This is a genomic window from Streptomyces sp. NPDC054840 (assembly GCF_053611065.1).
Genome location: NZ_JBSGZP010000889.1, coordinates 1 through 2,447, shown reverse-complemented (window position 1 = coordinate 2,447; position 2,447 = coordinate 1). Strand labels below are relative to the sequence as shown.

Genomic DNA, 2,447 nt, shown 5'->3' with positions numbered 1-2,447 from the left:
CCTTGTGTGCTGTGACCGCAGTGGTCGGCGCGTTGCCTGTCGTGCCGGACGCGAGGGACGGCAGCCGCCGTCGCGAGGGGTGGGATGGGGCGGTCGGCCCGGTCCACAGCCCGGCCGACCGTGCAGTCGCTCCGATGGCCGGCAGTCCGGGCATGAGTTCCACCTCCCTGAGGGCACGGGCACCCTGCCGCGCCGGATCCCACGGTCGCGGATCAGAGGAGCGCCCAGGGACCCTGTTGGCCCCGTCCGGCACAGCCATGAGTCCGCCTCGTGCCGGGCGCACGACGGTGGCCGGCTGGTCGATGTCCCGACCGGCCGGCCACCTGCCTGACCCGTGGCGATTCAGCGCACTGCCGCACCCAGTGCGAGGAATCCGGCGATGGCCACCAGCAGGGCACCCATCAGTGGCGCCATGAAGCGCAGGTACTGGTCGTAGCGGACCTTGGCGAGGGCGAGGCCTCCCATGACGACGGCCGAGGTGGGCGTAACGAGGTTCACCCATCCGGAAGCGGACTGGTACGCGGTCACCACCAGGGCCCGACTCACTCCGGCGAAGTCTGCCAGGGGGGCGAGGATGGGCATGGCGAGGGCCGCGTGGCCGGACGAGGAGGGGACGAAGAAGGCCAGCGGGAGATTCACCACGAACATCAGGACGGCGAACACGCCGGAGGACGTGTCGGCCACCGCACTCTGCAGGACGTCGAGGATGGTGTCGGTGACACTGGCGTTGTTCATGATCACCGTGACTCCCCGCGCCAGCATGACGATCATCGCCGCTCCGATGAAGTCCCCTGCGCCGGCGGTGACGGCGTTCACCGTGCCCTTCTCTCCCAAGCCGCCGATCAGCCCCACGGCGACGGCCGCGACGATGAACAGGGCCGCGAGTTCGGGGAAGTACCAGCCGAGGGTGGGCAGGAAGGTGACGTGGAGATCGGACCAGGGGACGACGGCGAAGATCATGAAGAGGAAGGTGGCCGCGAAGAGGTACAGGACGATGCGCTGGCGGCTCGTAGGCTTCGCCGCGTCGCTGCCCTCCGCCTTGATGCGGAGGTCGTCCTCGGTGACGGGTGTCAGCGACCGGGAGGGGTCCTCGGTGACGCGGCGGGCGTAGCGCACGACGTATGCGGCTGCCAGGGCCGTCAGACCGGCCCACATCACCAGTCGCAGGACGATGCCGTCTCCCGTGCCGATGCCGGCGCTGTCGGAAGCCACCCCTGTGGCAAAGGGGTTGACGGTCGAGGCGAGGGTTCCCACCCCGGCTCCCACCATGACAACTGTCGCGGCGACCATGCGGTCGTAGCCCAGGCCGAGCATCAGGGGGATCATCAGCCCGTAGAAGCCCAGGGTTTCCTCCGCCATGCCGTACGTGGTGCCGCCCAGGGAGAACACCGTCAGCAGGACCACGAGGAGCAGGGTCCTGCGGTGGTGCAGACGCTGTGCGAGGCGCGCCACTCCCGCCGTGAGTGCCCCGGTGCGCATCGTGACCGTGATGAACGCACCCACGGCCAGGATGAAGAGGAACACTCCGGCCGCGCCCGCGAAGGAGCCGGTCCCGCCGGGCGCGGTGAGGCCGGTCCCGGCGTCGGTGACGCCGTACAGACCGTTGACCGGGGCAAGGAACAGGTCTTTGAGCCGCTCCCAGAACCCGGTGGTCAGTTCCACGGGGTGGTAGGTGCCCGGTACGGGGTTTCCGTCCTTGGTGTCGTAGCGGCCGGCAGGGATGACGAACGTCAGGGCCCAGACCACGACGGTGACGGCGATCAGGACGGTGAAGGCGGACGGAAACGGAAGCCGCCGCCGCGGGCCGTCAGGTGCGCCGGAGTCCGTTCCGGCCCGGGCCGGCTGCGGGGATGCGGGTGCGCTCTGCAGAGTCATATCAGGTCCTGTGTACCGTCGTGGCGGGTTTCGCGGTCGCTGCCGCTGGGCGTGACGACGGTGCCGGTGGCTCCGTCGAGGATGGCTCGGGCGTCTTCGAGAGCGCCGATGGCTGCCATGCCGCCGGTGAGCTCGACGAACCGGCACACGGCGTCCACCTTGGGGCCCATGGATCCGGCGGGGAACTGCTGAGCCCTCAGGGCCGCGGGCGTGGTCCGTCCGATGGGCTCGGCGCCGGGGGTGCCGTAGCCGAGCGACACGTGGGGAACGTCCGTGAGCAGCAGGAGCGCGTCGGCATCGAGCGCCTCGGCCAGGAGGGCGGCGGTGAGGTCCTTGTCCACCACGGCTTCGACGCCGGTCAGCCGCCCTTTCTCGTCACGGATCACCGGTACACCGCCGCCTCCGGCGCACACGGCCACCGCTCCCGAGTTGAGCAGCAGCCGGATGAGCCGGGTCTCCACGACGCGTTGTGGACGGGGGGACGGGACGACACGTCGCCAGTGGGCGCCGTCCTGCTTGACCGTCCAGCCGCGTTCGGCGGCCAGTCGCTCCGCTTGGGCCCGGTCGTAGAC

At 70.3% G+C, this 2,447-nt stretch carries 2 protein-coding genes; both read right to left on the bottom strand.

Going from position 1 to position 2,447, the window contains the following annotated elements; all coding sequences use genetic code 11:
• Positions 1-342: 342 nt before the first annotated feature.
• On the bottom strand, positions 343-1,875 hold the full coding sequence (locus ACWGIU_RS35555) for a YfcC family protein (protein ID WP_453712223.1): 1,533 nt from the start codon (positions 1,873-1,875) through the stop codon (positions 343-345).
• Positions 1,872-2,447 (bottom strand): amino acid kinase family protein (locus ACWGIU_RS35550; RefSeq protein WP_453712222.1); only part of this gene is annotated, 576 nt, incomplete at its 5' end. The genes ACWGIU_RS35555 and ACWGIU_RS35550, both read right to left, overlap by 4 nt.